At 66.0% G+C, this 24,855-nt stretch carries 23 protein-coding genes and 1 pseudogene; 11 read left to right on the top strand and 13 right to left on the bottom strand.

Features of this window, described 5'->3' with window-relative positions; all coding sequences use genetic code 11:
- Nucleotides 1–71 precede the first annotated feature (71 nt).
- The 10 genes from AWC14_RS20805 to AWC14_RS20850 are packed head-to-tail and all read right to left on the bottom strand — an operon-like array spanning nt 72 to nt 11,674.
- On the bottom strand, nt 72–1,517 hold the full coding sequence (locus tag AWC14_RS20805) for an MCE family protein (protein ID WP_045384357.1): 1,446 nt from the start codon (nt 1,515–1,517) through the stop codon (nt 72–74).
- A complete protein-coding gene (locus AWC14_RS20810) occupies nt 1,514–2,632 on the bottom strand; it encodes an MCE family protein (RefSeq protein ID WP_045384429.1) in 1,119 nt (372 codons plus the stop codon). The genes AWC14_RS20805 and AWC14_RS20810 overlap by 4 nt, the downstream gene beginning before the upstream one ends.
- Nucleotides 2,632–3,657 carry an MCE family protein gene (locus tag AWC14_RS20815; protein ID WP_045384359.1) on the bottom strand — a complete coding sequence of 342 codons (1,026 nt, stop codon included), beginning with the start codon at nt 3,655–3,657 and terminating at the stop codon, nt 2,632–2,634. The genes AWC14_RS20810 and AWC14_RS20815 overlap by 1 nt, the downstream gene beginning before the upstream one ends.
- On the bottom strand, nt 3,654–4,931 hold the full coding sequence (locus AWC14_RS20820) for an MCE family protein (protein WP_057003168.1): 1,278 nt from the start codon (nt 4,929–4,931) through the stop codon (nt 3,654–3,656). Before AWC14_RS20820 ends, AWC14_RS20815 begins: the two co-directional genes overlap by 4 nt.
- 10 nt (nt 4,932–4,941) lie before the next feature.
- Nucleotides 4,942–5,787, bottom strand: a complete 846-nt coding sequence (locus AWC14_RS20825; protein WP_045384362.1) for an MlaE family ABC transporter permease — start codon at nt 5,785–5,787, stop codon at nt 4,942–4,944.
- A gap of 13 nt (nt 5,788–5,800) precedes the next feature.
- Nucleotides 5,801–6,613 carry an MlaE family ABC transporter permease gene (locus AWC14_RS20830; protein WP_045384365.1) on the bottom strand — a complete coding sequence of 271 codons (813 nt, stop codon included), beginning with the start codon at nt 6,611–6,613 and terminating at the stop codon, nt 5,801–5,803.
- On the bottom strand, nt 6,603–7,772 hold the full coding sequence (locus AWC14_RS20835) for a thiolase C-terminal domain-containing protein (protein ID WP_045384367.1): 1,170 nt from the start codon (nt 7,770–7,772) through the stop codon (nt 6,603–6,605). Before AWC14_RS20835 ends, AWC14_RS20830 begins: the two co-directional genes overlap by 11 nt.
- Complete coding sequence (locus tag AWC14_RS20840; protein ID WP_045384369.1) at nt 7,769–8,944, bottom strand: OB-fold domain-containing protein; 1,176 nt, start codon at nt 8,942–8,944, stop codon at nt 7,769–7,771. Before AWC14_RS20840 ends, AWC14_RS20835 begins: the two co-directional genes overlap by 4 nt.
- Before the next feature lie 13 nt (nt 8,945–8,957).
- Complete coding sequence (locus tag AWC14_RS20845) at nt 8,958–10,163, bottom strand: CaiB/BaiF CoA transferase family protein (protein ID WP_045384372.1); 1,206 nt, start codon at nt 10,161–10,163, stop codon at nt 8,958–8,960.
- Nucleotides 10,160–11,674 (bottom strand): aldehyde dehydrogenase family protein, encoded by a 1,515-nt coding sequence (locus tag AWC14_RS20850; RefSeq protein ID WP_045384374.1) that lies wholly within the window; start codon nt 11,672–11,674, stop codon nt 10,160–10,162. The genes AWC14_RS20845 and AWC14_RS20850 overlap by 4 nt, the downstream gene beginning before the upstream one ends.
- A 257-nt stretch (nt 11,675–11,931) precedes the next feature.
- Here AWC14_RS20850 and AWC14_RS20855 point away from each other — a divergent pair, with 257 nt between their 5' ends.
- The 4 genes and pseudogenes from AWC14_RS20855 (at nt 11,932) to AWC14_RS20870 (ending at nt 15,139) form a co-directional block, all read left to right on the top strand.
- On the top strand, nt 11,932–12,633 hold the full coding sequence (locus AWC14_RS20855) for an SDR family NAD(P)-dependent oxidoreductase (protein ID WP_045384376.1): 702 nt from the start codon (nt 11,932–11,934) through the stop codon (nt 12,631–12,633).
- 19 nt (nt 12,634–12,652) lie between these two features.
- Nucleotides 12,653–13,513: a mycofactocin-coupled SDR family oxidoreductase gene (locus tag AWC14_RS20860; RefSeq protein ID WP_045384378.1), complete on the top strand. Its 861-nt coding sequence runs from the start codon at nt 12,653–12,655 to the stop codon at nt 13,511–13,513.
- A gap of 10 nt (nt 13,514–13,523) precedes the next feature.
- A pseudogene (locus AWC14_RS20865) lies at nt 13,524–13,718 on the top strand (ferredoxin); the annotation flags it as partial.
- Between the two features lie 59 nt (nt 13,719–13,777).
- Nucleotides 13,778–15,139 carry a cytochrome P450 gene (locus AWC14_RS20870; protein ID WP_045384380.1) on the top strand — a complete coding sequence of 454 codons (1,362 nt, stop codon included), beginning with the start codon at nt 13,778–13,780 and terminating at the stop codon, nt 15,137–15,139.
- 63 nt (nt 15,140–15,202) lie between these two features.
- Here the strand turns inward: AWC14_RS20870 and AWC14_RS20875 are convergent, their stop codons facing one another.
- Both AWC14_RS20875 and AWC14_RS20880 read right to left on the bottom strand, forming a co-directional pair.
- Entirely contained in the window at nt 15,203–16,378 is a 1,176-nt protein-coding gene (locus AWC14_RS20875; protein ID WP_045384383.1) for an acyl-CoA dehydrogenase family protein, read from the bottom strand.
- Nucleotides 16,362–17,360 (bottom strand): acyl-CoA dehydrogenase family protein, encoded by a 999-nt coding sequence (locus AWC14_RS20880; protein WP_045384385.1) that lies wholly within the window; start codon nt 17,358–17,360, stop codon nt 16,362–16,364. The genes AWC14_RS20875 and AWC14_RS20880 overlap by 17 nt, the downstream gene beginning before the upstream one ends.
- A gap of 317 nt (nt 17,361–17,677) precedes the next feature.
- On the opposite strand from AWC14_RS20880, the gene AWC14_RS20885 reads away from it, so the two are divergent.
- Genes AWC14_RS20885 through AWC14_RS20900 form a run of 4 tightly spaced genes read left to right on the top strand, consistent with a single transcriptional unit; the run spans nt 17,678 to nt 21,187 of the window.
- The gene (locus AWC14_RS20885; RefSeq protein WP_045384388.1) at nt 17,678–18,766 is read left to right on the top strand and encodes an amidohydrolase family protein; all 1,089 of its coding nucleotides are present in this window, start codon (nt 17,678–17,680) and stop codon (nt 18,764–18,766) included.
- A gap of 16 nt (nt 18,767–18,782) precedes the next feature.
- Nucleotides 18,783–19,928, top strand: coding sequence for an amidohydrolase family protein (locus tag AWC14_RS20890; RefSeq protein WP_045384391.1), 1,146 nt, complete (start codon nt 18,783–18,785; stop codon nt 19,926–19,928).
- Nucleotides 19,929–20,321 carry a Rieske (2Fe-2S) protein gene (locus tag AWC14_RS20895; protein ID WP_045384394.1) on the top strand — a complete coding sequence of 131 codons (393 nt, stop codon included), beginning with the start codon at nt 19,929–19,931 and terminating at the stop codon, nt 20,319–20,321.
- Nucleotides 20,318–21,187, top strand: a complete 870-nt coding sequence (locus AWC14_RS20900) for an alpha/beta fold hydrolase (RefSeq protein WP_045384397.1) — start codon at nt 20,318–20,320, stop codon at nt 21,185–21,187. The genes AWC14_RS20895 and AWC14_RS20900 overlap by 4 nt, the downstream gene beginning before the upstream one ends.
- A gap of 5 nt (nt 21,188–21,192) precedes the next feature.
- Here the strand turns inward: AWC14_RS20900 and AWC14_RS20905 are convergent, their stop codons facing one another.
- Entirely contained in the window at nt 21,193–21,645 is a 453-nt protein-coding gene (locus AWC14_RS20905; RefSeq protein WP_081968333.1) for a hypothetical protein, read from the bottom strand.
- A 46-nt stretch (nt 21,646–21,691) separates the two neighbouring features.
- Here AWC14_RS20905 and AWC14_RS20910 point away from each other — a divergent pair, with 46 nt between their 5' ends.
- Genes AWC14_RS20910 through AWC14_RS20920 form a run of 3 tightly spaced genes read left to right on the top strand, consistent with a single transcriptional unit; the run spans nt 21,692 to nt 24,848 of the window.
- On the top strand, nt 21,692–22,900 hold the full coding sequence (locus AWC14_RS20910; protein ID WP_045384437.1) for an NADH-ubiquinone oxidoreductase-F iron-sulfur binding region domain-containing protein: 1,209 nt from the start codon (nt 21,692–21,694) through the stop codon (nt 22,898–22,900).
- Nucleotides 22,901–22,908: 8 nt separating this feature from the next.
- Complete coding sequence (locus AWC14_RS20915; protein WP_081968332.1) at nt 22,909–23,208, top strand: ferredoxin; 300 nt, start codon at nt 22,909–22,911, stop codon at nt 23,206–23,208.
- The gene (locus AWC14_RS20920; RefSeq protein WP_045384440.1) at nt 23,205–24,848 is read left to right on the top strand and encodes a thiolase C-terminal domain-containing protein; all 1,644 of its coding nucleotides are present in this window, start codon (nt 23,205–23,207) and stop codon (nt 24,846–24,848) included. The genes AWC14_RS20915 and AWC14_RS20920 overlap by 4 nt, the downstream gene beginning before the upstream one ends.
- Nucleotides 24,849–24,855 lie beyond the last annotated feature (7 nt).

Below are 24,855 nucleotides of genomic sequence, written 5' to 3' on the forward strand. Positions count from 1 at the left end.
AACGGCGCCCAACCCGCGCTCAGCGCCGCCGCAGCAGCCTGATTTCAGCTCTGAGGTTGACACAGAGGGTGTCATGATTGCGGCCCTTCGGCCGGCAGCAGCATGCTCGGCACGCTGGGCGCCGCGGGCGGCGGTGGTGGCGGCGGTTCCGCCGGCGTCATCGGCGGCGGCGGCAGCGGCATCGCAGCGCCGGGTATCCGCCCCGGTGGTACCGCCCCCGGCGGTCCCACGGGATCACCCGGCAGGCCGGTGTAGGCCGACACCGCGGGCGGGATCTCGGGCGGTCCGGGTTTCGGGCCCTCTCCGCCGGGTGCCAGGCGCTGTTCGGTGTAGAGAATCTTGGAAGGGTCTACCGACTTCTGCAGGAATATGTTGATGGGGAACGGCAGATTGTTGAAGTTGAGCAGCCGCAACCCGGGACCGATAAACAGCGCGCACAGCTTGGCCGATTCGATCGCGGTGACGTTCTCGACGGCGCCGACTTGCGAGCAGCCGGGAATCGGCAGCGGAACCATCAAGCCTGACGCCGTGGGATTGGCGAAGTCCATGATCCCGAAGCCGCCGACGATGGTTCCGGTGTCGGCGTTGTAGTCGTTGAAGAAGTTGCCGAGCGCATTCGGCGCGGCGTGCAGAATGTTTTCCAGATCCATGTGATGGTCGACCAGTACCTGCGTGACATCGGCCAGCCGAACAATCTGTTCGCTGGTCTGGTCGCGGGTCCCGGCGATGAATCGCTGGACTTCACCAACCGCCTCCGACAAGTCGGTCAGCGCCGCGTCCAGCTCGGATTTGCTGTCGTTGACCACGCTGGTCAGGGTGGCCAGCCGGTCGTTGAACTGCACGATCTGGACGTTGCTGTCGCGTAGCGCGGTGACGAAGGTTTGCAGACCTTTGATGATGTCGACGATGTTGCCGCTGCCGTTGGCGAGGATGCGCCCGACCCCTGACAATTGGGTAAGTGTTTGCCGCAGCTTGTCGCCGTTGCCCTGCAGTGCGTTGGCGGCGCTGTCGATGAACCGGGCTACCGACGGCGTCGAGACCTGACTGTTGGGACCCAGATCCGTTGCCAGCCGCATCAATTGGGTTTTGACCTCGTCCCACTCGACGGGTACCGCCGTGCGTTCCTCCGGTATCACCGCGCCGTCAGGCATTACTGGGCCGCTGGTCCGGTAGGCGGGAGTGAGCTCGACATAGCGGGCGGCCACCAGGTTCTGGGCGACGATGACCGCTTTCGCGTCGGCGGGAATGGGTATGCCGTGATCGACCTTGAGAGTCATCTTGGCCTTAGTACCCTGCGGCTGAATGGATTTGATATTGCCGACTTTGACACCTGAGACCCGCACCTCGTCGCCCGGGTAGATCGCGGTCGCGGTGGTGAAGTAGGCGGTGATCGTCTTTGGGCCGAAGAACGTGTTACGGACCACCACGGCCGCGCCGATGACGATGAGCCCGATCAAGACGACCGCGGCGACGGGCACTAGCCTGTTGCGCGGAATCGACGGAATTCGAGAAATCATTGAGATCCTCCGATGCGCCCGCCCAAGGTACAGCCAGGGCACACTGGAATACCGTTGTACGGCCAGGGCATCAATGACCGCGGCACCGGTGAAGGGAAGCCGGGACCACGGGTCGTGTCGAAAGTGCGGAATCCCCAGAGGTAGTCGAGGAACGGCTGGAAGAGTTGCGGGATAAGGAAGTTCGGGACGAACGCCGAGTAGGCGTACATACTGGAGATAGCCTCACCCACCGTGATCTGGAATTTCTTGAGCCCGGGCAGTGCTTTGGCGATGTTGTCGCGGTTCTTTTCCAGCATGGCGGTCACCGAATTGAGCTTCTGCAGCGTCGGCGCCAATTTGCTTTCGTTGTCGTGCACCAATCCCGTCAGCTGCTTGGCCACCGCAGACGTGTTGGCCAGCAGGTCGACGATCTCTTGCCGGCGCGCGACCAAAACTTGGAGCAGATCGTCGGAGTTGAGGATGAGCTTGTTGACCTGCTGGCTACGTTCCGACAGGATTCCGGTGACATCGGCGGCACTCTTGAACAGGTCGCCAAGAGTCGTGTTGCGGCCGTTGATGGTGCGCGATAGCCGGGAGAGTGAGTCGAAGGTCGGACCCAATTGCGGTGCGATCTGGTTGAGCGTCGCCGACAGCGTGTCCAACGACTGATTCAGCGTCGCCGTGTTGGTATCGCCGGCATACGACGTGAAGTCGCTGACCGCTTCGGTCAACGAGTAGGGCGAGGAGGTCCGCGAGACCGGGATGAGCGCCATCGGGTGCATCGTGCCGGTGCCGGCGGATTCCAACGTCAGCACCCGCTCGCCCAGCAGCGTGCCGGTGCGGATGTGCGCGGTGGTCTCCGACCCGAGCGGAACATTGCCTCTCATCGAGAACGTCACCAGAGCATCGCCGTTGCGCAGTGACACATTCGACACGCTGCCGACCTTGATGCCCGACACCGTGACGTCGTTGCCCACGGCGAGGCCGCCGGCCTCCGAAAACAGCGCCTGATATCGGACCGATGTCGCCGACGAGATCAACTGATCTGGCGACAGGCCCACCAAAATAACGAGCACGATCAGGACAGCGCCGATGAAGCCCGCTTTGACGAGCCCAGCTCCGCGATACTTCAGCATCAGGGTTCCCTGCACCTTTCAGCTTCTGACCTGAACCAGGGGGCATTCACCGTCTTGCCCTGCAGATCCGTGCCACGGATCGTTATCGCGCAGACGTAGTACGGGATGGTGGCGCCGGCTACGCCGAGCCTGACCAGCTTGCGATAGTTCTTCGGCGCCTTCTGGAGTGCGGCGTCAAGACGGTCCTTGTCGTCGTCGAGACCCGGCGCCAGCCGACTCAACTGCTCTATGGTCCCGGCCAGCGGCGGGCGCGCGCTGGTCAACAGATCTGCCAGCGAGGCAGTTCCCTTCTCCAGCGCGTCGATGGCGGTGCCGATGGTGTCGCGATCCTCGGAAAGGCCACTGATCAGCCGCTCGAGTTTGTCGACCGCGGCGGAGAACTTGGTGCCGTCCTTGGAAATCGTGGCCACCACGGTGTTCAGGTTGTCGATCAGTTGCTGCACCGTTTGATCGTTGTCGGCCAACGCGTTCGAAAACGACGTCGTCTTGGCGAACAGCGACTCGAGAGTCCCCCCCTGGCCCTGGAAGACTTGCAACAACGCCGACGTGAGCGCGTTGACGTCCTGTGCATTCAGGCCCTGGATAACGGGTTTCAGTCCGCCGAGCAGTAGATCGAGGTCAAGCGCCGGCGCGGTGCGGTCGACGGGAATCTGCCCGCCGGCCGGCAGCCGCTTGGTCGAGCCCGGGCCGTCGACGAGTTCGAGGTAGCGATCACCGACCAGGTTGAGGTAGCGAACCGCCGCCCTGGTGCCGTCGGTGAGCATGATGCTGCGGTCCGCGTCGAATTTGACCACGACCTTTTTGTCCCGCTGCAGCGAGACGCCGTTGACGGTGCCCACCCGGATGCCGGCGACCCGCACTGAATCTCCGGTCTTGAGACGCGACGCATCGTTGAAGACCGCCGAATAGCCCGTCGTCGCACCGGTTCGGTACTGGCCGAAGATGAAGAACAGAAACGCGGTCAGCACCGACATCACGAGGGCAAAGACACCGAACTTGACCAGCGTCGCGCGCACGCCGCTCATCCGGGCTGTCCGATCTGAGCGGAGTTGCGGGGTGGGCCGGCGATCGGCCCATACAACAGCTGTTTGAGGAGATCGGAGTTGATCAGCAGCTGCGGGTTTCCGTAACCCACCGGGTTGGCACCGATATCTGAGATCAGTTGCGGGGGATGCGTGTTGAACGGCAGGTTCGGCAGGCCCAAGCAATGCGGTCCGCCCGTCGCCGCGACTTTGGGCAAGTTCGTCGGATACCGATAGCGTTCGCCACCCCACGTGAGACTCGCCGAGATATTGATGCTCGGCTCCGCCAAGGGCTGACCGTGCGATAACGTTACGAGGCCGCCGAGAGCGCAGGTGAACACCTCATGGTATTCGCTGGTCAGGTCGGTGGTCGGCACCAGCAGGTGCAGCACATTTGTCAGCGGGGTGCGGTTGGCGCTCAAGACTTCGTTACCGACATCGGCCAACCCGATTGCGCTGAGCAGCAATTCGTCCAGGTTGTTTTGCTCGTCGACAATCGACTGGCTGATCTTCGACGCGTTGGCGACCGTCTTCACCAGGTTAGGCGCCGCGTCGGCATAGGCGTTGAATACCGCCGGTGAGACCGCGATGTCATGACTCAATGCTGGAAGGCTCGGCTCCAGCTCGGCCAGGAACGAATCCAAGTCGGACAGCGACTGACCGAGCTGTGCGCCCCGGCCGCTAAACGCTTTAGCCAACGCGCCGAGTGTCTCGTTGAGCTTGGCCGGCTCGATTTGCGCCAGCACCGACGTCAGTTGTTGGAAGACGGTGTTGACCTCGACCATGACGTGCTCGCCCGCCAGCGTCTGGCCGGCGTGCAATCGCTGCGCTGAGGGTTCGGCGGGCGTCACCAATTGGACGAACTTGGCGCCGAACACCGTTGAGGATGTGATGTCGACGAGGACGTTGGCAGGAATGAAACGCAACTGGGATGGATCCATCGCAAGGCGAAGAGCGGCTTGACCGTTGGGCAGCGAGTCGATCGAAGTTACCTTGCCCACCTGCACGCCGCGCAGTTTGACCTTGGCGTCGGGGTTCATCACCAGGCCGGCCCGCGGCGAAATCACGGTCACCGGCACACTTTCGGTGAAGCTGCCCTGGAACAGGCCCACTGCCACCGCGAAGATCGCGGCAACCACTGCAATGGTCGCCAGACCCGCCAGCGGACGCGCGTATGACTGCGCGCCGAAGTGACGCCCCGGCGATGCCGCGACTGGCCTTGCGGCGCTGGCGGTTTCAGACCGGTGAATGGGGCCCGGCCCGAGGTTGCGCGTCACGTCCCCTCCCCTAGCCCGATAGGTTGAAGTTGCCGTTGGAACCGTAAATGGACAGCGATACCAGCAACGTCACCGACACCACCACGATCAGCGACGTGCGCACCGCGTTGCCCACTGCAACGCCGACGCCCGAGGGGCCGCCCGAGGCGAAATAGCCGAAGTAGGTATGGATCAACAGGATCGTCAGTGCCATCAACACCGCCTGCAGGAATGACCACAGCAAGTCGATCGGGTTCAGGAATGTGTTGAAGTAGTGGTCGTACAGTCCGGCGGACTGACCGAACAAGAACACCGTGGTGAATTGGCTTGCGACGAACGAAAGGATAACGGCAATCGAATACAGCGGCGTGATCGCGATCAGCCCAGCCAGGATCCGCGTGCTCACCAAGTACGAAACGGGGCGAATCGCCATGGCTTCCAGTGCGTCGATTTCCTCGCTGATCCGCATCGCGCCCAGTTGGGCGGTGACTCCGGCGCCGAAGGTGGCGGCCAACCCGATACCCGCAACCACCGGCGCGGAGATCCGCACGTTGATGAACGCCGCCAAGAACCCCGTCAGCGCCTCGATCCCGATGTTGCCCAACGAGCTATAGCCCTGCACCGCCAGTGTGCCGCCGGCGGCCAGCGTCAAGAACCCGACAATCACCACGGTGCCGCCGATCATCGCCAAGGTGCCGGCACCCATGCTGATTTCGGCGATCAGACGAATGACTTCCCTCCGGTAGTGCACAGCTGCGAAGGGCGCCCCGGCGATCGCCTTACCGTAGAACAGCGTGTGGTCTCCGATGCGGCCCAGCGTGCCAACCGGCCGTTCCAACTGGCGGAACAGCCGGGGGTAGGCGGCTCGCAGCGTCATGCCATCCCCCCGCTCACTTCGCCGTCATCTTGATGCCGATCGCCGTGACGACCACGTTGACCACGAACAGAGACATGAACGCATACACCACGGTTTCGTTGACCGCGTTGCCGACCGCCTTGGCGCCGCCACCGCTGATGATCAGGCCTCGATAGCACGCGACCAACCCGGCGATCAGGCCGAAAAGCATTGCCTTGACACAGGAAATGATCACCTCGGGAACCCCGGTGAGCAACGTGATGCCTGCGGCGAATGCACCGGGATTGACGTCCTGGACGAACACCGAGAACGTGTAGCCGCCCAGGATGCCGACGATGACCACCAGGCTGTTCAGCAGCAACGCCACCAGCCCGGAGGCCAGCATGCGTGGGGTCACCAACCGCTGCACCGGGTTGATGCCCAACACCTCCATCGCGTCGATTTCCTCGCGGATGGTGCGCGAGCCCAAATCCGCACAGATCGCAGTGGCACCCGCGCCGGCCACGATCAACACCGTCACAATCGGGCCGACCTGGGTGACGGCGCCGAAGGCGGCACCCGCACCGGAAAGGTCAGCGGCGCCGAGTTCACGCAACAAAATGTTGAGGGTGAAGCTGACCAGCACGGTAAAGGGGATGGCCACCAACAGCGTCGGTGCCAACGAAACCCGGGCGATGAACCAGGACTGCTCCAAGAACTCCCGCCAGAAGAAGGGCCGACGGAACGCGAATTTCACCGCGTCCGCCGACATCGCGAACAAGCCGCCCACGGCCTGCATCGGCCCGGAGAAGTTCCGCGGCACCGAGATACCCGGCGACCAGCGATCCACCGTCTCCCTAAACCCCATCGGCCCCGGGTCCTTCCAGGATCGTGACGGCCGAAACCGCCGTCGGACCGCCGATGTTGTGCGCCAAGCCGATCCGCGCGCCGTCGACCTGATTGGCCGCCTCACCACGCAACTGCTCGAACAACTCAACGCACTGCGCCACCCCCGTGGCACCGGGCGGGTGGCCCTTCGACTTCAGACCTCCGCTGGGGTTCACCGGCAACGCGCCGCCGACCCTGGTCACTTCTTCCTCGACGAGTTTGTGCGCGCCGAATCGTTCGGCGAATCCCAGGTCCTCGTAGCTGATCAGCTCGATGCCGGTGAAGTAGTCGTGGACTTCGGCGACATGCACATCCGACGGCGTCAGACCGGCCATCGCGAACGCGCGTTTGGCGGCGCGCACCGTGGCCGGAAACGTCGTCATATCCGGTTTGTGTTGGTGCATCACCGAATCCAGCCCCAGGCCGGCGCCCCGGATCCACACCGGCCGGTCGGTGAACCGGTCGACCACATCCTCGGCGGCGAGCACCAGCGCGGCAGCGCCGTCACTCTGCGGCGCACAATCGTAAAGGCCGAACGGGCTGACCACCGTCGGCGCGTTCAACGCCTGTTCAACAGTGATCTCGAAACGCAAGCGCGCCTTGGGATTGTTCACGCCATGGCGATGGTTCTTCACCGCCACCATCGCCATGTGCTCTTTGGTGGCCGCCGACTCATGCAGGTAACGCGCGACATGCAGGGCGAATCCGGCCGGCGCAACCAAGCCGAGCGGATAGTCCCACGCCATGTCGCGAGCCATCGCCTCCCACTCCCACAACAGGTCCTTCGACGCGGTCTCGCGGAGCTTATCGGCGCCCATGACCAACGCGACGTCGAACGCACCCGATGCAACCCCGAAGAGCGCGTTGCGCACCGCGTCGTTGCCGGTGGCGCAGGAGTTCTCCACCCGGGTGACCGGAAGGTCGGGCAGCCCGAGGGTGTCGGCAAGAATACCGGACGGGAATCCGTCGGTGGTGCCCATTGCACCGAACCAAGCGGCCTGCAGATCGCCTTTGGCCAAACCCTTGTCGACGCTTGCCGCGCAGTCGGCGAACGCCATCGGCAGCAGGTCCTTGATGCCCAGCGCGAAATGCTCGGCGAACGGCGTCATCCCGGCGCCGACGATGGCCACTGGCCTCATGCCGCCGCCTCCTGCGGTTCGAAGGCGTAACCGTAGTCGGGAACCCCCGACCGTACGGCGATGCGGCGCAACACCAACCGCCCGCGGTCGCCGATCCGGACGCTGTCGGGCTCGACACCGGTCACCTTCACCAAGGCACGCACGCTGCACTCGTCGAGCTCGACGATCACCAGCGCATACGGAGTACGCAGGCCCGGCACCGGCATGTGTACCGAGACGGCGGTGTACACCTTGCCGGTGCGCGGCAACGGCACCAGCTCGTAGTCGGTGGCCAGCGCCCCGTCGTCACCCACGCGGTAGCGCGGCGGGAAGTCCAGGTCGTCGCTGTCGGCGTATTTGCCTGCCTCCCAACGGACTTTGGCCTCGAATGCCCGCTCGTAGGCGGCCAGCGAGATCGCCAGATCGGCGCCGGGGATGAACGTCGTCTCGGGTATGGCGCGGGCGGGCGGCTGATGACGGTAGACCCGCGCTGCCCCGCCGACCACAGTGATCCCGGACAGGCTGGCCTGCTCGACGCCCACTAGCCGCCCGGTGGTCTGCGACTGTGCCATGTCGGCAAGCGCGAACAGCCCCGAGCTTGCCCCGACGGTGGGCAGCCGGGGCTGTTGTCCGGTGGACAGTTCGAGCGCCTGCTCGTGCTCCACACCGGCGACCGCCAGCGGGGTGTCGACCCAGGCCGCCTCCAGGGAGGCCACCACGCCGCGTTGCTGCAGCAGCCGCGGATCGCCGTAATCGTGCACCACCCCAACGGCGTTGCGGGTCCGCACCGGCAGGCTGCGGGCGATGCGGGCGGCCGTTCGGACGTGCAACCCCTTCTCGGCGGTCAGCACCGCCGCCGCGCCGGCCGGATCGAGGTCCATGCCGATGATCAGCGTGCGCGGGCGCGCGGAGCTCAACGCGTCCAGCGTCGCCGGCGCCCCGCCGAGCCGTTCGTCGACTTCCAGTTCGGGATCCAGGCCCAGCCCGGCCAGCAGCACCGCCGCGTTGCTGCTTTCGGTTAGCGGCAGACATCGGCTGACCACGACGACCCGTTCGACCGCGCCGCCACCGCTCAACGCTGCTCGGCCGGCTTCGACGGCCAACGTGATGGCGTCTTCGTCGTCACCGGCCACCCGCCGGTGGGGCGCGCCCCAGCACGGCAGGTAGGTGCCAATCGCAGCGACGTGCGGCATCGAGTCCCCCGATTTATGTGACGGCGCCGGCCGTCTTGAGCTCGATAATGCGGTCCCAGTCGTACCCGAGTTCGGCCAAGATATCGTCGGTCTGTTCGGCGAACCCGGGCGCCGGGCCTGTTATGGGGGCGGCGACGTCGAATTGCACCGGGTTTGCGACCAACTCGAGTTCGCCGGCCCGCACCAGGTAGTCGTTGGCCCGGATCTGCGCATCGTTGGCGGCTTGCAGGGTGTCCTGCACTGGCGCCCACGGCCCGGACAGCGTCGCGAAGCGCTCACTCCATTCGGCGAGCGTGCGGGTGGCCATCACCTTGGACAGGATCTCCACCGCTTCGGCGGTGTTGGCGGCGATCTGCTCGTCGGTGGCAAACCGCGGGTCGTCGGCGAGTTCGGGCTGGTCGATGTGCCGGCAGACGTCGGCCCAGAACTTGGACGCCTGCATCATCACGAAGGAGATGTAGCGGTTGTCCGACGTCGCATACAACCCCACCAGCGGGTTGATCGGCGAACCGTGCACGCCGGGCGGAAACGCCTCCATCCGCTGGCCCAGGTGGACAGTCAATGCCACGGTGTGCCCCAGGGACCACAGGCCGCTGCCCAACAGCGAGACGTCGACCACCGACGGCTCGCCGGTGCGTTCGCGCTTGAGCAGTGCGGCTGCGATGCCGCCGGCGAGGTTGGTCCCCGAAATCGTGTCGCCGTAGGCCGGTCCGGGCGGTCCGATCATGCCGGGCATGTCCGGCGGGGTGATGGTGGCGGCGGTTCCCGCCCGGCACCAGAAGGCGGTCATGTCGTAGCCGCCCTTTTCGGCTTCGGCCCCGCGCGGCCCCAGCGCACTGCCGCGCGCATAGATGATCTTCGGGTTGACCGAGCGGATGTCGTCGACGTCGATGCCGAACTTCTTGCGGTGTCCCGGCAGGAAACTGGTCAAGAAAACATCCGCACGCCGGGCCAACTCCAGCAGCACGTCCTTGCCTTCGGGCACCGACATGTCCAGGCCGATGCTGCGCTTGGCGCGGTTGGCGTGCTCGATGTTGGGGTTGGGGTCACCCTCGACGCGCAACAGGCCGGTCTGGCGCAGCCCGCGCTGCGGGTCGCCGGTCACCGCATGCTCGACCTTGATCACGTCGGCGCCCCACTCGGCCAGCACCGCGCCGGCCGACGGGACGAACCCGTACATGGCGACCTCGAGAACGCGGATGCCTTCTAACGGCTTCATCCCGCCGCCTTCACGGGTACGGCAAATGTCTTGCGCTCCAGGAACTCCTCCAGCCCGGCCACGCCCATCTCCCGGCCGATGCCGGACTGCTTGAAGCCACCGAACGGGCTGTTGGCGCCGAAGTAGTTGCCGCCGTTGATGGAGAACGTTCCGGTCCGGATCCGGCGGGCCACCGCCAGCGCGCGGTCCTGGTCGGCGCTGAACACCGCGCCGGACAGGCCGTAGATGGAGTTGTTGGCGATGCGCACGGCGTCGTCGTCATCGTCGAACCCGATGACCACCAGCACCGGCCCGAAGATTTCCTCTTGGGCAATCTCGCTGTCGGGGTCGACGTTGGTGAGCAGGGTCGGCGCATAGAAGTAGCCGGGGTCGATTTTCGTGCCGCCGGTGACCAGGGTGGCTCCCGCAGCGATGGCCCGCTGCACCATGCCGTCGACCTTGTCGCGCTGGCGTTCGCTGATCAGCGGGCCCATATAGGTTTTCGGGTCGGCCGGGTCACCGTGGCGGACGTTGGCGAAGTTGGCCGCGATCAGTTCGACGATTTCGTCGTGGTGCTGCTTGGGCACCAGCAGCCGGGACGTGAGCGCGCAACCCTGTCCGGCGTGGGTGACCATGGAAAAAGCCGCGAACATGCTCGCGGTGGCGAAGTCGGCGTCGTCGAGGATGATGGCCGCCGACTTGCCGCCCAGCTCGAGGAAGACCCGCTTCACCGTTGCGCTGGCCGCGGCCATGATCTTGCGGCCGGTGGCGGTGGACCCGGTAAAGGTGATGACGTCGACGTCCGGGCTGGCGGTCAGCGCGGCTCCGACGGCAGGGTCCGACGAGCTCAGCACGTTCACCACGCCGGGCGGGATGTCGGTGTGATTGGCGATCACCTCGCCGAGCGCCAGGGTGACCAGCGGGGTGTCCGGCGCGCCCTTGAGCACCACGGTGCAGCCGGCGGCCAGCGCGGGCGCCAGCTTGGCCAGCGCGAGCTGGTTGGGATAGTTGTAGGCGATGATGGCGCCGACGACTCCGGCGGCTTCCTTTTCCACCCAGCGGTGATGGCGCATGCCGCGCGATTCGACCTCGCCGATGTCTTCGGTCATCGGGTAGGTCCGCAGCAGATCGGCGTAGTAGCGGACGATCCCGATCGGCTCGTCCAGTTGCGCACCGTGGGTCAGCGCGCGGGTGGCGCCGACTTCGGCGATCGTCAGCGCCCGCAGTTCTTCGGCCTTGTCGAGCAGTGCCTGGTGCAACTGGTCCAGGCAGCGGATCCTCAACTCGACGTCGGTCGACCAGTCGGTGGTGTCGAATGCGCGCCGCGCTGCCGCAATCGCTGCTTGAGCTTCCTCAGCTCCCGCGTCGGGCGCGTGCCCGAGGACGTCGCCCGTCGCCGGATTGACCGACGGGAAGGTGCGGTCGGCGGTGACGAGGCGACCGTCGATCAGCAGCCGCCTGTCGCCGGCGGCCTCGCCTCCCCTCGACTCGCCAGCATCCGTGATGGTTGCTGCCGTGTCCTGCGATGGCATTCAGGCCTCCTAGACACATGGGTAATTTCATTCTCATCCCCGGCGAATCATACATTCAGCGTTCGAGAATTCAACAAAACGGGAGAAACGAGACTGCCGTACTCGGCGAGCGGGCACCCACCCCGATTCCGCGACGTCTGCGCAGGCAGACCAGGGTTTCCGTCGAACCTTGCGACACCGCGCGACGTGAGAGTAGGGTTCTCATATTCGGAAGGGAGATTCTTTGTGACCGAGACGGCCCGTGGCAGGGTCTGGACATGAGGACCGCCGTCGTCACTGGTGGCGGATCGGGCATCGGCCTGGCCATCGCGCAGCGGCTGCGCAAGGACGGCCTGCAGGTCGCCACGATCGATCTCAAACCGTCGGACACCGAGCTCGCGTTCACCGCGGACGTCACCGACCGTTCGCAGATCGACGCCGCGCTCTCGGCGATCCGCGAGCAACTCGGCCCGGTGACCGTTCTGGTCAACGCCGCGGGCCTCGACGGGTTCAAGCGGTTCACCCACATCAGGTTCGAGGACTGGCAGCGGATTATCGACGTCAACCTCAACGGCGTGTTCCACATGATCCAGGCGGTGCTGCCCGACATGCTGGAGGCCGGCTGGGGCCGAATCGTCAACATCTCGTCGTCGAGCACGCACTCCGGCACCCCACACATGGCCCACTACGTGGCTGCCAAGTCCGCGGTGAACGGGCTGACCAAGTCGCTGGCGCTGGAGTACGGGCCTAACGGCATCACGGTCAACGCGGTGCCACCGGGCTTCATCGACACCCCGATGTTGCGCAAGGCCGAGGAGCAAGGCTTCCTCGGCGACATCGAGAAGAACATCGCCGCCACACCGGTGCGCCGGATGGGCAAGCCGGAGGACATCGCCGCGGCGTGCGCTTTTCTGGTGTCCGAGGAGGCCGGCTACATCACCGGACAGATCTTGGGCGTCAACGGCGGTCGAAACACATAAGTATCGAAAGGAAAAACTTGTGGGACGTGTTGAGGGCAAAGTCGCATTCGTCACCGGCGCGGCGCGCGGTCAGGGCCGCAGCCACGCGGTGCGGTTGGCCGAAGAGGGCGCCGACATCATCGCGGTCGACGTCTGTCACGACATCGAGACCATCGGCTATCCGATGGCCAGCCCGGAAGACCTCGACGAGACCGCCCGGCTGATCGAGAAAACCGGCCAACGCGTGGTGATCGCGCAGGCCGACGTCCGCGAAGCCGCGCAACTGCGCACCGCATTGGACAACGGCCTGGCCGAGTTCGGCAAGCTCGACATCGTCGTGGCGCAGGCCGGCGTCGCGGGCATGAAGGGCCAACCGCCGCTGCAGGCCTGGTGCGACGTGATCAACACCAACCTGGTCGGCACCATCAACGCGATCCAGGTGGCGCTGCCGCACCTGCGCGAGGGCGCGTCGATCATCGCCACCGGCTCCACGGCGGCGCTGATGGACACCGCCAAGAAGGACAACCCGGGCGCCGACCCCGGCGGCATGGCCTACGTGCACTCGAAGCGGGCGATAGCGACCTATGTGCACGACCTGGCGACCGAGCTTGCGCCGCTTGGGATTCGGGCCAATGTCATCCACCCGACCAACACCAACACCCCGATGCTGCAGAGCGAGCCGATGTACCGCTCGTTCCGGCCAGACCTGGAGAACCCGACCCGCGCCGACGCCGAGCCGGTTTTCGGTGTGCAGCAGGCGATGCGGATTCCGTTCATCGAACCCGAAGACATCAGCAACGCGGTGCTGTGGCTGGCCTCCGACGAAGCGCGGTATGTCACCGGCGTGCAGCTGCGGGTGGATGCCGGCGGCTACCTGAAGTGGTACGACTTCAGCAAGTAAGGGGAAGACGATGAAGGTCTGGGTGGACCCGGAACGCTGTCAGGGCCACACACTGTGCGCCATGATCGCCCCGGATTCCTTTGAGCTCGACGACATCGAAGGGCACTCCTCGGCGGTCACCGAAGACGTTGCGCCCGACCAGGAGTCGAAGGTGCGCGAAGCCGCGCAGTCGTGCCCGGAGCAGGCCATCTTTGTCCGTGACGATCGCCAGCGCGACGAAGTCGGGCGCAGCGGGTCGTCACCAAAGCACACGGAGACCACATCTTGAGCGTCGACGACGTCGTCACCGACAGCGACCGCAAGAAGAACCGGTATCACTTCGACCGGCACACGCCCGAATACCGGCTGCAGTTCGAGAAGATCACCGAGGAGATGCACGCCAAGTGTCCGGTGGCCTGGACCGAGACGTACGGCGGGCATTGGGTTGCCGCCGGCAGTCAGGCGGTGTTCGAGCTGGCCCGCTGCCCCGCCGTCTCCAACGATCACGATGTCAACGGCGAACGCCGTGGCTACCAAGGCATTTCGATTCCGGTGGCCAAACGCGCCAGCGGCGTTCGCGGGGGCATCCTGGAGATGGACGAGCCGGAGCACCGCATCTACCGCAACGTGCTGAACCCGTACCTGTCGCCGGCGGCGGTCAAGCGATGGGTGCCGTTCATCGACGAGGTGGTCCGGGCGTGTCTGGACGAGAAGATCGAGGGCGGCCACATCGACTTCGTCGACGATCTGGCCAACGTCGTGCCGGCGGTGCTGACCTTGGCGATGCTGGGCATCCCGCTGAAGAAGTGGTCGATCTACAGCGAACCGGTCCACGCCTCGGTGTACACCCCCGAACACTCGCCCGAGATGGAACGGGTGGTCGAGATGCACCGGCAGATGGGGCTGGATCTGCTCAACAACATGCTGGAGATCCGCGAGAATCCGCGGCCGGGCATCGTGAATGGGTTGCTGCAGATGCGGATCGACGGTGAGCCGGCCCCTGACATCGAGATCCTGGGCAACCTCGGGCTGGTCATCGGCGGTGGGTTCGACACCACCACCGCGCTGACCGCACATGCGATGGAGTGGCTGTCCGAGCATCCCGAGCAGCGCGAGCGGCTCAGCCGCGAGCGCGCTACCCTGCTCGACCCGGCTACCGAGGAGTTCCTGCGCTACTTCACCCCGGCACCCGGCGACGGCCGCACCTTCTCCGACGACGTGGAAGTCGAGGGCACCCAGTTCAAAGAGGGTGAGCGGCTGTGGATCTCGTGGGCGATGGCCAACCGCGACCCGTCGGTGTTCCCGGAGCCCAACGAGATCGTGATGGACCGTAAAGGCAACCGGCACTTCAGCTTCGGCATCGGCGTGCACCGCTGCATCGGCTCCAACGTGGCACGCACCGTGTTCAAGTCGATGCTGACCGCGGTGCTCGACCGGATGCCCGACTACCAGTGCGACCCCGAAGGCACCGTGCACTACGAGACCATCGGCGTCATCCAGGGCATGCGAAAGTTGCCGGCCACCTTCACTCCTGGCCGCCGGCTGGGCGCCGGCCTGGACGAGACGCTGGACAAGCTGCAGCGGATCTGCGACGAGCAAGAACTCGCGCGGCCGATCACCGAACGGAAGGAAGCCGCCGTGATCTAGGCCGAGCAGACGCAGAATCGCCCAAACCAGCGTCGTTTTGGGCGATTCTGCGTCTGCTCGCGCTCAGCCGTGCGGCAGGCCAAGGACCCGCTGGGCGATGATGTTGCGCTGGATCTCCGATGTGCCGCCGGCGATGGTGCCGGAGAAGCTGCGGGCGTAGCGCTCGAACCAGCTGGCGAAGTAGTGGTCGAGGTTCATCGGCGCATACGGTCCCGTGAGCGCGGGGTGGACGAGTCCGTCGGCGCCCGCCGCCGACAATGCATGCTCGGACGCCTTCAGCTCAGCCTCCGAGCCGAGCAGCTTGAGCACGGACACGGCCGCCACGTCCTGTTCACCGCGGGCGGCGCGAGCCAGCGCGGCCGACCCGAGTAGCCGCAGCGCCTGGTGGTCCATCACCAAGGTGGCGTACTGGTCGCGCTCCAGCTCGGTTCGCGGATGGAAGTCGCTGATCAGGTTGTCCAGCCGGTCGGCGAAACCCAACCACATCATGGTGCGCTCGTGCCCGAGCGACCCGTTGGCCACCCGCCAGCCCTGGTTCAGCGGCCCGACCAAGTTCTCGGCCGGCACGCGGGCATCGGTGAAGAACACCTCGTTGAAATCCAGGTCGTCGATCGAGCAGATCGACGGGAACGGCCGGCGCACCACCCCAGGCGTATCGGTAGGAATCAGTAATGCGCTGATGCCCTTGTGTTTTGGCGCGCCGGGGTCGGTGCGCACGAACGTCAACAACACGTCGGCGTCGTGCGCGCCCGACGTCCACACTTTCTGCCCGTTGACGACGAACTCGTCGCCGTCACGCACCGCCCTGGTGCGCAGCGACGCCAGATCCGAGCCGGCGCTGGGCTCGCTCATGCCCAGCGACGCGGTGATCTCGGCCCGCAGGATCGGCACCGCCCAGCGCTGCTTCTGCTCGTCGCTGCCGAACGAGAGCAGCGACGCCGCAACGATATTCACGCCCTGCGGGTTGAAGCTGTGGTAGATCCGTCGCCGGCACAGCTCCTCGAGGTGGACGAACTGCTGCAACACCGTGGCGTTGCGCCCGCCGAATTCCGGTGGCTGGCCGGGCAATAACCACCCGTTGTCGAACAGCAGCCGCTGCCAACGGCGCGCCCACGCCGGCATGTGCGACACCGAGCGCGGCCGCTCCAGCGTCTCGGCTTCGTCGGGCAGGTTCTCGTCGAGGAACGCGGCGAACTCGGCGCGAAAGGCCTCGACGTCCGGATCAAAGGTGAGTTGCACGGTATTCCTTGGCGATCATGGCCCGGTGCTCCGCGGCGCCGCCGAGCATCAGCTCGCCGGCCTTGGCCCGCTTGAGCGCGAATTGCAAATCGTTCTCCCACGTGAAGCCCATCGCGCCGTGCAGCTGCAGGCCGTGGCGAAACACCAGCGACTGGCATTCGCCGGCGGCTGCCTTGGCCATCGCCGCCGCCAGCCGCCGCCGGGGATCGTCTTCGGCGATCGTCAGCGCGGCGAAGTACGCCAGGGCGCGGGCCCGCTGCACCGCCACGTACATGTCGACGGCCTTGTGCTGGACCGCCTGGAACGAACCGATCGGAACGCCGAATTGCTGGCGACTGCTTACGTGTTCGAGAACCAGGTCGAGAATGCGTTGGCAGGCGCCGACCATCGTCATTGCCATGCCGGTCAGCGCGACGTGGCGTGCGCGCTCGGTGTCGGCGTCGAACCGGGCGGTGTCGGGCACCCGAACCCCGGCGAAGGTCACGTCGGCGACATGCAACACCGGATCGAATACCGATGCGCGACGGGCGGATACCTGGTCGGCACCGACGACGAACACGGCCGCGTCGGTGACCACAGCCAGCCGATCGGCGCGGTCGCCGTCCAGGACATGGCGCGCGGTGCCGTCGAGCACCCAGCCGTCGCCGTCGCGGTGTGCCGAGACGCCACTGTAGACGGCGGTGCCGGATCCGTGCGGGTCGAACCGATCACCGACCAGCGGCGCGAATTGGGTCATCGTTGCCAGGTAGGGGGTCGGGTCTGTGGCGCGGCCCAATTCCTCGGTCACGATGGCCAACTCCACCGCGCTGGCAGGGTCGTTCAGCTCGGTCCAGCCGAGGTCGACGTACACCTTCCACACCGGGGTGGGGTCGGCGCCGTCCTCGGCGACACTGCGCACCAGCGCCGGCGGGCATTGCTTGGCGACGACATCGCGCACGGTTTCCTGCCACAGCCGCTGATCGGCGTCGAACTCAAGAAGCATCTTCCGAGAATAGCATTCTCGTTAGCGAAAGTATCCATCTCAGCAGCGGCGAAAGGGCTTGCTGGCCGCGGCGCCCGGGCTTAGGCGCCTTCACCGCCCGAAGGCCGCGCGACGTGGGTCAGCTGGGCAGGCTCATTCCAGAATGCTATTCTCGCAGTGGAAGAACTTGACTTACAGTGCGGGCCGGCCACCGGTCGGCCGATTAATCGAAACGCTTACCGGAAGCCCGTTGAATGGCGGTAAAGTGGAATGTTAGGTTACCTAGCGGATCGCCAACAGGCCCGACACAGCGGTCGGAGCCGCGGAGGGTGGTTTAGGTGATAGAACACCCGGACGGAACCCGCACGCCGGTCATCGACGCCAGCGTGCATATCTTCTTCGCGTCCACCCCCGAGCTGCGTGAATTTCTCCGCGAGCCGTTCAAGAGCCGCGGATTTCCCGACTACGAGATGGACTGGTACGGCGCCCCGGGCAGCGAATACGCGCCCGACACCCAGGGGCCGGACCGCAGGTACCCGGGCTCGGATCCGGAGTTCGTCGGCAACCAACTGTTCAACGAGCGCGGCGTTGACATCGCGGTCCTGCACCCGATGGGTCGCGGCATCATGCCCGATCGGCACCTGGGCAGCGCGCTGTGTGCGGCGCACAACGAGATGCTGGTGTCGCGGTGGCTGGAGTCCGGCCAGTACGCCGACCGGTTCCGCGGCACGATCCGGGTCAACCCCGACGACATCGCCGGCGCTCTGCGTGAGCTTGCCAAATACAAGGACCACCCGCAGGTGGTGCAGATCGGCATCCCCCTGCAGTCGCGCGAGCTCTACGGCAAGCCACAGTTCTGGCCGCTGTGGGAAGCCGCTGCCGAGGCGAATCTTCCGGTGGCGGTGCACATCGAAACCGGTGAGGGCATTGGGTTTCCGCCGACGCCGTCGGGACACACCCTCACCTACGAGCAGTACGTCAGCTTCATGTCGCTGAACTACCTGTACCACTTGATGAACATGATCGCCGAGGGCGTGTTCGAGCGGTTCCCGACGCTGAAGTTCGTCTGGGCAGACGGCTGCGCGGACTTCGTGACGCCGTTCATCTGGCGGATGGACACCTTCGGACGTCCGCATCTGGAGCAGACGCCGTGGGCGCCACGAATACCGAGCGACTACCTGCCGGGGCACGTGCACTTCGTTGCGGGCCGCTTCGACGGGCCGGGCGACGTCGAGTTCGCCGGCGAGTGGTTCGGCTTCACCGGCAAGGAGGACATGGTGATGTTCGGGTCCAGTTACCCGCACTGGCACATGAGCACCCTGTCGGTGCCGAGCGCTTATTCCGCCGAGCAGCGCGAGAAGTTCTGCTGGCGCAACGCCGCCGAGCTCTACGGCATAGACATTCCGGCCCAGTTGGCCGCACAGTAGATACAGGGAGGCCACGATGACTGCGATACAGACTCAAGAACGGGTTCCCGCCGCCGAGCGCATCGCCGTGCGGTGCGTGGACTCCGACGTCCACCCGGTACCCAAGCGCGGCGAGCTGACTCAGTACATCCCGGAGCCGTGGCGGAGCAAGTTCTTCCTCGACCACAAGGTGGGCGAGCTGATATACTACGACGCTCCCGACTACGCCCACGCGTTCGCGATGCGGGTGGACACCTTCCCGCCGGACGGCGAATTCCCGGGCAGCGACCCGGACATGGCGTTCCGGCAACTGATCATGGAGGCGGGCTCCGACATCGCGATCCTGGAGCCGGCCGGCCGGACTCCGCGGCTACCCGAAGCGCACCAGGCGATGGCCGCCGCGCTCAACGACTGGCAGGCCAACCACTGGCTGGACAGCCACAACAACTGGCACGAGCGCTGGCGCGGCTCGATCTGCGTCGCGATCGAGGACCCGCAGGGCGCGGCCCGCGAGATCGAAAAGTGGGCCGGCCACCCGTACATGGCGCAGATCCTGATCAAAGCGGAGCCGCGGCCGTCGTGGGGCCACCCGATGTACGACCCGATCTGGGCGGCCGCCACCAAGCACGACATCACGGTGAGTTGCCACCTGTCGCGCAGCAACTACGAGATGCTGCCGATGCCGCCGGTCGGATTCCCCAGCTACAACCACGATTTCATGGTCACCTACTCGCTGCTGGCCGCCAACCAGGTGATGAGCCTGATCTTCGACGGCGTCTTCGACCGCTTCCCCACCCTGCGAATCGTGTTCGTGGAGCACGCTTTTTCCTGGGTGCTGCCGCTGATGTGGCGGATGGACGCCATCTACGAGGCCCGCAAGTCGCGGATGGAGATCAAACGCAAGCCGTCGGAAATCCTCAAGGAGCACATCAAGTTCACCACCCAGCCGCTGGACTACCCGGAGGACAAAACCGAGCTGACCCGGGCGCTGGAGTGGATGGAGTGCGACAAGATCCTGCTGTACTCCTCGGATTACCCGCACTGGACCTTCGACGACCCCCGCTGGCTGGTCAAGCATCTGCCCAAGGCGGCCCGCGAGGCGGTCATGTTCAAAAACGGCATCGCGACCTATCACCTGCCGGAGACGGTCCCGGTGCTTGAAGGTCAAGTACGGGTGCTCTGAATGCCCGAAGAAGTCAAGCGGCCCCGGCTCGCCCAGGGTCGCGAGCACGTCGTCGCGACGGTGGACGAAATCCCGCCCGGCACACATAAACTGGTGCCGATCGGCCGGCACGGCGTCGGCGTCTACAACGTCAACGGCACGTTCTACGCGATCGCGAACTTCTGCCCGCACCAGGGTGGGCCGTTGTGTTCGGGGCGCGCCCGGGGCCGCACCGTGGTCGACGAGTCTGCGCCCGGCGATGCCGTGATGGTCCGCGACCTGGAATACATCTACTGCCCCTGGCATCAATGGGGTTTCGAGCTGGCCACCGGGACGACGGCGGTCAAACCGGAGTGGAGTATCCGCACCTATCCGGTGCGGGTCGTCGGCAACGACGTGGTGGTGCAGGCATGAATGCGTCCATCGAGATCAACGGCGGCAACGTCGTCTACGAAATTCTCGGCAGCTCAGGTGATCTCATCGTGCTGACGCCCGGAGGCCGGTTCAGCAAGGAGATCCCCGGCCTTCGCCCGCTGGCGGAAGCGCTAGTCGACGGCGGATATCGGGTACTGCTGTGGGACCGACCCAACTGCGGAGCGTCCGATGTGCAGTTCTACGGGCAGAGCGAGTCGCACATGCGGGCCGAGACGCTGCACGGCCTGCTGACCAAACTCGATACCGGGCCCTGCATCATCGCCGGCGGCTCCGGCGGCGCGCGGGATTCGATGCTGACCACGATGCTGTATCCGGAGCTGGTGAGAAAGCTCGTGGTGTGGAACATCGTCGGCGGCATCTACGGAACCTTCGTCCTCGGTTCGTATTACGTGATCCCCAGCATTCTCGCGGCGCGCGGAACGGGCATGGAAGGCGTGGTGAAGGTCCCCGAATGGCGCGAGCGCATCGAGGAGAACCCGAACAACAAACAGCGATTCCTCGACTTCGACCGCGACGAGTTTCTCAAGGTGATGCTGCGCTGGCTCAACGCCTTTGTGTCCAAACCGGGCCAGACCATTCCCGGCGTCGACGACGAGATGTTCGACCGGATCACCGTTCCCACGCTGATCATCCGCGGCGGCGAGAACGACTGGGATCACCCCAAGCGGACCTCGTTGGAGGTCAGCTGTCTGATCAAGGGATCCAAGCTGATCGACCCGCCATGGCCCGAGGACGCCTGGGAGCGGGCCGCCGAAGAGCGCGCGGCGGGCAAGGTGGACCGCTTCAACATGTTCGACACCTGGGTGCAGGCCGCGCCCGCAATACTCGAGTTTCTGGACGGCTGATGGCTTTACGTGGTGAGAATGTGGACCTCGCAGTTGAGCGAGGCCTCCAGCGCGGTGTGGATGCGGCTTTCCGGGATGCGCTCCAGATCGGCCTCGCGCAGTGTCACGTAGACGACGTCGAACCCCTCGTCGCCGGGAACTCGCCGGATCTCACCGGTCAGCCCGAATCCGGCCAGCACACCGTGTGCGTCGTCGTCGGTACCGCGGCTGACATACGTGACCACACCCGCGGTCGGCGCAGTGCCGAATGCCTTGGCGCACAACTGCACAGCGGTTTCCTTGACGACGTCGGGGTCACTGCCGGCGATCAGCAGCTGTACTTCGCGGCGCGACACCGGCAGCACCTCGGCGCCGGTCGCCTCGACGAGTTCCTGGAGCGCGGTCATGCCCGTGTCTAATTCCGCCGGGGTGAGCACGCCCGACGGGTCGACACCGACCCGCACCACCGCAGTTCGCACGGCCCCCAGCCTAACCGTCGCCGCCTGGCCCGGATCCCCGCCGCGGCTGCTTCGCGACGACCCGGGCCGCGAGGACCACGCGGCGTACGGCGATTACCACCCCTTGGCGTCCGCCGAGGATCTGCTCGACGAGGTCGACCGCAGCGGGCTGCTGGGCCGCGGCGGCGCGGCCTTCCCCCTCGCGGTCAAACTGCGCACGGTGCGCGCCAACGGCCGATTGGCCGGTGGGGCAGTGGTTGTCGCGAACGGCGAAGAGGGCGAACCGGCTTCGGCCAAGGATCGCTGGCTGCTGCGCAACCGGCCGCATCTGGTTCTCGACGGGCTGCGGTTGGCGTCGGCGATTGTGGGCGCAGACCGCGCTTATGTGTACGTGTCCGATCCCGAGTCCGCCCGGAGCGTCGAAGATGCGGTATCCGACGATCTGGGTGTCGCGGTGAGCGTCCGGCTGGTCGATCCCGGCTACGTGGCCGGCGAGGAGACGGCGGCGGTGCGCGCCCTCAACGGCGGCCCGGTCAAGCCAACCGACAAGCCGCCGCGGCCGTTCCAGGAGGGGGTCGGTGGGCTGCCCACGCTGGTGAGCAATGTCGAGACGCTGGCCAATCTGCCTTACCTGCAAGAGCACGGCGCCGCGGCGTTTCGGGCCCAGGGCACGCCGGCCTCGCCGGGCACCTTCCTGATGACGATCACCGGCGCCGGTCGGCCGCCAGGCCTCTACGAGATCCCGCACGGCTTGCCGTTCACCGAACTGCTTGCGCTGCACGGAGTTTCATCCGACCACGTCAAGGGTGCGCTGATGGGCGGCTACTTCGCCGGGCTGCTCAACCGCGACGTGCTCGACGCGACGCTGGATCACGAAACGCTGCGCAGGCTGGGCAGCGGTTTGGGCGCCGGTGCCATCACGGTGCTCACCGACGACTGTGCTGTTGCCGTCGCCGCGTCCGTGCTGGCGTACTTCGACCGGGAGAACGCCGGGCAGTGTGGCTCGTGTTTCAACGGGACCGCGGCGATGGCGGCGGTGGCCGGCGCGTTACGCGACGGGGTGGCGACCAGTGAGGATCTCACCCGGTTGCGGCGCTGGTCGGTGCTGCTGCGCGGCCGTGGCGCCTGCGCGACGTTGGACGCCGCCTGCAACATGGCGGCCAGTCTGCTCAACCAGTTCCCGCATGCGGTCGACCGCCACCTCGAGAACACCTGCGAGACATGCCATGCCGGCATCTACCGCGCCGATCGCCCCTACGAGGTGGAGCCGGCATGAGCGAGCGCATGACGATCCGCCTGGACCGCACCATCTGCGACGGCTTCGGCATCTGCGCCAAACACGCGCCGAAGTATTTCTCGCTCGACGACTGGGGATACGCGTCGCTGATCGGCGACGGCACCGTGGCCGAGGAGGACCACGACGCCGTCATGCGAGCGCTGCTGGACTGCCCGGTGCACGCCATCATGGAGCTCGGTGAGCACCGTCCTGCCGGCACCCATCCGCCGTCGTCCGCCGCGGTGGAAGACCCCGCCGCCGGCGTCAAAGCCGAGGACAACGAAGCGGAGTGGGGGTTCACCCGTTGACCGGTCGCCCGCTGCCCCTGCTCACGCTGGACAACGAGTTCTTCTGGAAATCAGGCGAAGACGGCACGCTGCGGCTGCAGGAATGCACCGACTGCAACGCGCTGATCCATCCGCCCGCACCGGTGTGCCGGTATTGCCGCTCCCACAACATGGGGGTGCGGGCGGTGTCCGGTCGGGGCACGCTGGCCGGCTTCACCGTCAACCACCGGTTCAGCCTGCCGGACCTGCCGGCGCCGTATGTGGTGGCCCAGGTGGCGATTGCCGAAGATCCGCGAGTCCGGTTGACTACCAACATCGTTGAGTGCGATCCCGATCAGCTGCAGCTCGGCCAGCCGGTGGAGGTCGTCTTCGAGCAGGCCGACGACGTGTGGCTGCCGCTGTTCCGTCCGATTAATGGCGAGCTTGCACCGCTGCCGGTCGACGAGATCGCGCCGGAGAGTTTCGGCGAGCACGTCCGGCCGATGCTGCGCCGCGAGAAGTTCGAGGACAAGGTCGCGCTCACCGGAATCGGCATGTCAGACATCGGGCGTCGGCTGATGGTGCCGCCGCTGCAGCTGACCGTGCAGGCCTGCGAGGCCGCGATCGCCGACGCCGGGCTCACTTTCGACGACATCGACGGCCTGTCAACGTATCCGGGCGGCGGCAACCTCGGCGGGTTCGGCGAAGGTGGGATCACCGCGCTCGAAGCCGCGTTGGGAATCCGGCCGGTGTGGCACAACGGCGGCATCGAAACGTTCGGCCCGGGCGGATCGGTGATCGCCGCCATGCTCGCGGTCGCCGGCGGTCTGGCCCGGCATGTGTTGTGCTTCCGCACGTTGTGGGAGGCGACTTACAACGAGCTGATTAAACAGGGCAAGATCGCCCCGCCCGGCGGCCGCACCGCCAGCTGGCAGTTCCCGTTCGGCGCCACCTCGGCCGCGCACACGCTGGCGATGAACGCACAGCGCCACATGCATCGGTACGGGACCACGAAGGAGACGCTGGGCTGGATTGCGTTGAACCAGCGTGCAAATGCCGAACTCAACCCGTCGGCGGTCTACCGCTCGCCGATGACGATGGAGGACTATCTGAGCGCACGGCCGATCACCACACCGTTCGGGCTCTACGACTGCGACGTGCCCTGCGACGGCGCGATCGCCGTCGTCGTCTCCGCCGTCGACGCCGCCCGCGACCTGGCCAAGCCGCCGGTGCTCGTGGAGGCGGCCGGAACGCAGATCATCGAGCGGATCGACTGGGACCAAAGCACTTTGACGCACGAGCCGCAGGTGCTCGGCCAGTCCGCGCACATGTGGTCGCGCACCTCGCTGACCCCCGACGACGTCGACGTCGCCGAGCTGTACGACGGGTTCACCATGAACTGCCTGTCCTGGATCGAGGCGCTGGGCTTCTGCGGGATCGGTGAGGCCAGGGAGTTCCTGGACGGCGGCAAGAACATCGCCCGCGACGGTCAGCTGCCGCTCAACACGCACGGCGGTCAGCTTTCCCACGGGCGTACCCACGGCATGGGTCTGCTGCATGAAGCCGTTACTCAGCTGCGCGGCGAGGCCGGTGAACGCCAGGTCGCCGAGGCCCGCGTCGGCGTGGTCAGCAGCGGGGGCCTGACACCCAGCGGCGTGCTGCTGTTGCGAGCCGACACGTGACCCCCCG

The organism is Mycobacterium kyorinense (assembly GCF_002101735.1).
Classification (GTDB): Bacteria; Actinomycetota; Actinomycetes; order Mycobacteriales; family Mycobacteriaceae; genus Mycobacterium; species Mycobacterium kyorinense.